Raw genomic sequence first — 5536 nt, 5'->3', positions numbered from 1 at the left:
GGCACGCTGGCCACCTGGTGGCGCTGCTGGCCGCGCGGCGCGCGGTGCGCCCGGCGGTGCGCGAACAGGGACTGCGGGCGGCGGCGCCGCTGGCGGTCTACGCGTCGACACAGACGCACGCCTGGCTGCACAAGGCGGTCGACATCGCCGGCCTCGGGCTGCAGGCGGTGCGCTGGATCCCGACCGATGCCGAGCAACGCCTCGACGTGGGCGCGCTGGCCGCGAGCATCGAGGCCGATCTCGCCGCCGGCGTGCAGCCGCTGATGGCGGTGGGCACGGCCGGCACGGTGAGCACCGGCGCGATCGATCCGCTGCCGGCCATGGCCGCGCTGTGCAGCCGGCACGGCCTGTGGTTCCACGTCGACGGCGCCTATGGCGCGCCGGCGGCCTGCCTGGGCGAAGACGCGCCGGCCGACCTGCCGGGCCTGCGCGAGGCCGACTCGCTGGCGCTCGACCCGCACAAGTGGCTCTACGCGCCGATCGAGGCCGGCTGCGTGCTGGTGCGCGACCCGCGCCACCTGCTCGACGCCTTCAGCCAGCGCCCGCCCTACTACGGCGCACCGCGCGTCGACGAGGGCCTGAACTTCCACGAGCTCGGACCGCAGAACACGCGTGGCTTCCGCGCGCTGAAGGTCTGGCTCGCGCTGCGCATGCCGGCCGCGACGGCTACCGGCAGATGATCGGCGACGACATCGCGCTGGCCCGGCGGCTGCGCGAGCGCGTGCAGGCCACGCCACGGCTCGAGGCGGGCCCCGGCAGCCTGAGCATCGCGACGCTGCGCTACCGGCCCGACCCCCGTGAAGCCCACGACGAGGCCGCGCTCGACGCGCTGAACCGCCGCCTGCTGGAGCGCCTGCAGCACGATGGCCGCGCCTGGCTCGGCCCGGCCGTGGTGGACGGCCGTTTCTGGCTGCGGGCCTGCATCGTCAACTTCGGCACCGGGGCGGCCGAGGTGGATGCGCTCCCCGCGCTGGTGCTGGAGCACGGCGACGCGCTGAGCGCCGGCGCCTGAGCTCGCGCGAGCACGGCTGCCCGGCACGGAGCTTGCGCCACCTCGCGCCCATGGACACGACCGACAGCAGCGACGACGAAGACGAAGACGGCATCACCCGCCACTCCGTCTTCGAGGACGCGATGGCGCTGCTGCTCGGCACGGCGGCCATGGCGCTGGGGATCGCGATGTTCCAGCAGGCCGGGCTGCTGGCCGGCGGCACCGCGGGCCTGGCCTTCCTGCTGCACTACGCGACCGGCGGGTCCTTCGGCGCGCTGTTCTTCGCGATCAACCTGCCGTTCTACTGGCTCGCCTGGCGCCATCTCGGCCATGCCTTCACGCTGAAGACCTTCGTCGCCGTGGCGCTGCTGTCGGTCCAGAGCGAGTGGCTGCCGCGCTGGATCGGCTTTGCGCCGCTGCAGCCGCTGTATGCCGCGCTGATGGGCGGCACGCTGATCGGCATGGGCATGCTCGCGCTGTTCCGCCACCAGGCGAGCGTGGGCGGCATCGGCATCGTCGCGGTGGTGCTGCAGCAGCAGCGGGGCTGGCGCGCCGGCCAGCTGCAGATGGCGCTCGACTGCAGCATCGTCGCGCTGGCCTTCGCGGTCGTCGCGCCCCGGCAGGTGCTGCTGTCGGTGGCCGGTGCGGTGGCGCTGAATCTGGTGCTGGCCATCAACCACCGTCCGGGGCGCTACGTGGCCCGCTGAGCCGGGCCGCGCCCCTCAAGCGCTGCGGGTCCCGGCCGATAACCCGGCACGCTCACCGCAGCCCCAAGACCATGCCGTCAGAACTCCTCTCCGCTCCCGGACGCCGTGCGCTGGCACGGATCCGGCACTGCGTCCACCTGCACGAGCAGGAGCTGCTGGGGCTGGACGACTTCTTCTCGCAGGCGCTGCCGGTGCTGGCCGAGGGCCTGGGCTGCGACCGCGTCAGCGTATGGACCTACTCGCAGCGCGGACCGCAGCAGGCACTGCACTGCGAGCGGCTGCACCACGCGGGCCACGACGCCACGCCGCTGCCGCCGCTGGTCGAGCAGCAGCACCCCGACTACTTCCGCGAGCTCGACCGCTGGGGCATCCTGAGCGCGAACGACGCCCAGAGCCATCCGGCACTGCGCTCGATGCGCGAGGCCTACCTGCTGCCGCACGACATCCACTCGCTGCTCGACGTGCCGTTTGCCGTCAACGGCCGGCGCACCGGCCTGCTGTGCGGCGAACAGACCGGCGCGCCGGTCGAGTGGTCGGCGACGCAGATCTCGCTGATGCGCCAGGCTGGCGTGATCGGCAGCCTGCTGATGCACCGCCTGCAAGGGCGCGCCCGGCGACCCGACGCGCTGCGGTTCGCGGGCTGAGCGGCGCGACGCGGCGCTACTCGAGCTTGGCGCGGTCCTCGCCCACCGCCATCGTCTGCGGCAGCTTCTTCCAGCTGCCGGCCCGGATCTCGTCGTGCGTCAGGCGGCGGACCTCGACCTCGCCGAGGCCGCGGATGCCGAGCTTGCGGGCCGCCGCGAAGCTGAGGTCGATCACGCGGCCGTCGATGAAGGGACCGCGGTCGTTCACGCGCACCACCACCTGCCGGCCGTTGACGCGGTTGCGCACCACCGCGTAGCTGGGCAGCGGCATGGTCTTGTGCGCCGCCGTCATGCCGTGCATGTCGTAGACCTCGCCGTTGGCGGTGCGGCGTCCGTGGAAGGGCTCGCCGTACCAGGAGGCCACGCCGATCTCGAACCACGGCACATCGGTGTCATCGGGCTCGTAGGACTCGCCGCGGATCACATATGGATGGTTCGGTGCCCCCTGGCGGATGCGCTCCACGCGCGGCACGGCATCGACGAGCGGCGCGGGGGCCCGCTTGGCGACGCGCGGCGTGCGGGTTTGCGGCGGCTCCGGCAGCGGCGCTGGGCTGGCTTCGGGTTCGACCGACGGCGCGGGCGGCGGTGTGCCGCCGGGCAGGCGGACCGTGCCGCAGCCGACGACCAGCATGGCCGCCGCGAGGATGAGGATCAGGCGCAGGCCATGCCCCAGGGGCGATGGCGGCGCAATGCGAATGCAGTTCACCATGTCCGCTGATGTCGGCGGGTGGCGATTGCACTTGCGTGTCAAAAGGCCGGCATCGCGCCAGCGAAGACCCGCCAGAGCCCTTTTGCGTCGAGTCCGTCACGATCCGACGAGGCCCGATCGGCGCCCGTCCGACCGGCCGCCTGACATCGTGTTTCAGCGCCGGGGCCGGAGGGTTGTAACCTTTGGGTTCTGCCACCCCGCTCAGACCACAACAACACGGATGTCCGGTTCATGAAACCTGTTGCATTTGATCCCTATGGAAGAAGGCGCTCGCGCTGGCGCCTGCCCCGCTGGCTGGTGCTGCTGCTGGTCGGCATCGCGATCGGCGCGGGAGGCGTCGTGCTGATCCAGGAGCGCTACCTGCCGCCCCGGCTGTCGGCCAGCGCGTCGACCGCGCTGCGCGCCTCGTACGAGAAGGCCGAGGCCGAGCGCCTGCGCCTGGAGGGCGCGCTCGCCGACACCACGAAGCAGCTCGAGGCGGCCCTCGCCGACAAGAAGGGGCTGGCCGACGAGCTGGGTGCCAGCCGCGACACCGCCGAGCGCCTGCGCAAGGACGTGGCCGCGGTGGTGGCCTCGCTGCCGCCCGACCCGCGCGGCGGCACGGTGGAGGTGCGTGCCGGGCGATTCACCGTCGACGGCTCGGCACTGGCCTACGACGTGATCCTGACCCGCGACCGCGCCACGGCCGGCAAGCCGCTCGCCGGCGTGATGCAGTTCATCGTCGCCGGCGAGACCGCGCGCGGCACCGAGACCACGGTCAGCCTGAAGCCGGTCGCGATCTCGGTGGGCAGCCACGAGAGCCTGCGCGGCAGCGTGCCGATGCCCGAGGGCTTCAAGCCGCGCCAGACCACGATCCACGTGCTGGACCGGCCCGAGGGCAAGCTGCTCGGGATGCGCGTGATGTACGTGAAGTAGCCGCCGCCCGCGGCGGCGGCCCCCGGTTCAGCCGCGTGCGGCTTCGGGCAGCTCGAGCTTGACTTCGAGGACCTCAAGGTTGTCCTGCTTCTGCAGGTGGACCTTGATGTCCTCGGGCTTGATCGACACGTACTTCGAGATCACCGCCACCAGTTCGCGCTGCAGGGCCTCGAGGTAGTCGGGCCGGCTGCCGCCGCGCCCGCTGCGTTCGTGGGCCAGGATGATCTGCAGCCGCTCCTTGGCGACGCTGGCGGTCTTCTTCTTTTCTCCGAGCAGGAAGGAAAGCAGGGACATGGGTTCACCTCCCTCCGAACACGCGCTTGAAGAAACCCGGCCGATCGGCCTCGACGAAGCGCATCGGCGGGTTCTCGCCGCGGAAGCGGCGCACCACGTCCTTGTACGCTTCTGACACCGGTGTGCCGCGCATGTAGATCGCGGGCACGCCCTGGTTGGACGCGTCGAGCACCGTCTCGGACTCGGGGATCACGCCGATCAGGTCGATGCGCAGGATCTCCTGGATGTCCTCCAGCGAGAGCATCTGCCCGCCCACCACGCGGTTGGGGTTGTAGCGCGTGATCAGCAGGTGCTCCTTGATCGGCTCCTTGCCCTCGATCGCCCGCTTGGTCTTCGACGACAGCATGCCGAGGATGCGGTCGGAGTCGCGCACCGACGAGACCTCGGGGTTGGTGACGATGATCGCCTCGTCGGCGAAGTGCATCGCCATCAGCGCACCGGTCTCGATGCCGGCCGGCGAGTCGCAGACGATGTACTCGAAACCCATGTCCGCCAGGTCCTTCAGCACGCGCTCCACGCCGTCCTTGGTCAGCGCTTCCTTGTCGCGGGTCTGCGACGCGGCGAGCACGAACAGGTTGTCGCTCTGCTTGTCCTTGATCAGCGCCTGGTTCAGGTTGGCTTCGTTGTGGATGACGTTGATGAGGTCGTACACCACGCGGCGCTCGCAGCCCATGATCAGGTCGAGGTTGCGCAGGCCGACGTCGAAGTCGATCACGGCCGTCTTGTGGCCCTGCAGCGCCAGGCCGGATGCGAAGCTGGCGCTGGTGGTCGTCTTGCCCACGCCTCCCTTGCCGGAGGTCACGACGATGATTCTGGCCATCGGTAGCAGATCCTTTCAGTAGATGGAACGCTCGTCAGGCCTTCAGGGCCTCGAGCAGGAGCTTGTCGCCTTGCAGCCTCACCTGGGCCGGCTTGCCCAGCACCTCGGCAGGCAAGGGGGTTTCGGTGGTGCGGTAGGTGCCCGCGATGGAGACCAGCTGCGGCTCCATGCAGGTGGCGAAGATGCGGGCGTCGGCGTTGCCGCGGGCGCCGGCGATCGCCCGGCCGCGCAGCGGCCCGTAGACATGGATGTGGCCATCGGCGATGACCTCGGCGCCGACGTTCACCGCCGCCAGCACCACCAGGTCGCAACCCTTGGCGTAGACCTGCTGGCCCGAACGCAGCGGCCGGTCGATGACCATCGTGCCGGGGCCGGCCACCGGCACCTCGCGGATGACCTCGGTCAGCATGACCGGCGGCGCGGCAGGCACCGGCGCCGGCGCGCGGGCCGGCGGCG

Annotated in this window: 9 protein-coding genes; 5 read left to right on the top strand and 4 right to left on the bottom strand. The window is 71.3% G+C overall.

Annotated elements, in window-relative coordinates:
• From Y694_RS24485 to Y694_RS19390, 4 genes are all read left to right on the top strand, one after another.
• A partial coding sequence (locus tag Y694_RS24485) for an aminotransferase class V-fold PLP-dependent enzyme (protein ID WP_197028826.1) occupies positions 1-680 on the top strand: 680 nt, incomplete at its 5' end.
• The gene (locus Y694_RS25040) at positions 677-1012 is read left to right on the top strand and encodes a hypothetical protein (protein WP_051495907.1); all 336 of its coding nucleotides are present in this window, start codon (positions 677-679) and stop codon (positions 1010-1012) included. The genes Y694_RS24485 and Y694_RS25040, both read left to right, overlap by 4 nt.
• A 50-nt stretch (positions 1013-1062) precedes the next feature.
• On the top strand, positions 1063-1698 hold the full coding sequence (locus Y694_RS19395; protein WP_036235526.1) for a YitT family protein: 636 nt from the start codon (positions 1063-1065) through the stop codon (positions 1696-1698).
• A gap of 71 nt (positions 1699-1769) precedes the next feature.
• Entirely contained in the window at positions 1770-2342 is a 573-nt protein-coding gene (locus Y694_RS19390) for a GAF domain-containing protein (protein ID WP_011830914.1), read from the top strand.
• A 16-nt stretch (positions 2343-2358) separates the two neighbouring features.
• Here the strand turns inward: Y694_RS19390 and Y694_RS26880 are convergent, their stop codons facing one another.
• A complete protein-coding gene (locus Y694_RS26880) occupies positions 2359-3051 on the bottom strand; it encodes a septal ring lytic transglycosylase RlpA family protein (protein WP_011830915.1) in 693 nt (230 codons plus the stop codon).
• 231 nt (positions 3052-3282) lie between these two features.
• Between Y694_RS26880 and Y694_RS19380 the strand changes: the two genes are divergently transcribed.
• Complete coding sequence (locus Y694_RS19380; protein WP_011830916.1) at positions 3283-3966, top strand: hypothetical protein; 684 nt, start codon at positions 3283-3285, stop codon at positions 3964-3966.
• Between the two features lie 27 nt (positions 3967-3993).
• Here Y694_RS19380 and minE read toward each other — a convergent pair whose 3' ends face one another.
• The 3 genes from minE to minC form a co-directional block, all read right to left on the bottom strand.
• Positions 3994-4260, bottom strand: a complete 267-nt coding sequence (gene minE, locus Y694_RS19375; protein WP_011830917.1) for a cell division topological specificity factor MinE — start codon at positions 4258-4260, stop codon at positions 3994-3996.
• A gap of 4 nt (positions 4261-4264) precedes the next feature.
• The gene (minD, locus tag Y694_RS19370) at positions 4265-5080 is read right to left on the bottom strand and encodes a septum site-determining protein MinD (RefSeq protein ID WP_036235525.1); all 816 of its coding nucleotides are present in this window, start codon (positions 5078-5080) and stop codon (positions 4265-4267) included.
• A 34-nt stretch (positions 5081-5114) separates the two neighbouring features.
• Positions 5115-5536: septum site-determining protein MinC (gene minC, locus Y694_RS19365; protein ID WP_036235523.1), on the bottom strand; the 422-nt coding region annotated here is incomplete at its 5' end.

Source organism: Methylibium sp. T29-B, assembly GCF_000576225.1.
Lineage (GTDB): Bacteria > Pseudomonadota > Gammaproteobacteria > Burkholderiales > Burkholderiaceae_C > Methylibium > Methylibium petroleiphilum.
Note: the sequence above shows the minus strand (reverse complement) of the source record. Positions and strands in the feature narration are given on the sequence as shown.

Bases quoted from the DNA above. Each gene is read 5' to 3' on its own strand.
- Y694_RS19380 (WP_011830916.1), top strand. From the start codon at position 3,283: ATGAAACCTGTTGCATTTGATCCCTATGGAAGAAGGCGCTCGCGCTGG.
- Y694_RS19390 (WP_011830914.1), top strand. From the start codon at position 1,770: ATGCCGTCAGAACTCCTCTCCGCTCCCGGACGCCGTGCGCTGGCACGG.
- minD (WP_036235525.1), bottom strand. From the start codon at position 5,080: ATGGCCAGAATCATCGTCGTGACCTCCGGCAAGGGAGGCGTGGGCAAG.
- minE (WP_011830917.1), bottom strand. From the start codon at position 4,260: ATGTCCCTGCTTTCCTTCCTGCTCGGAGAAAAGAAGAAGACCGCCAGC.
- Y694_RS26880 (WP_011830915.1), bottom strand. From the start codon at position 3,051: ATGGTGAACTGCATTCGCATTGCGCCGCCATCGCCCCTGGGGCATGGC.
- Y694_RS19395 (WP_036235526.1), top strand. From the start codon at position 1,063: ATGGACACGACCGACAGCAGCGACGACGAAGACGAAGACGGCATCACC.
- Y694_RS25040 (WP_051495907.1), top strand. From the start codon at position 677: ATGATCGGCGACGACATCGCGCTGGCCCGGCGGCTGCGCGAGCGCGTG.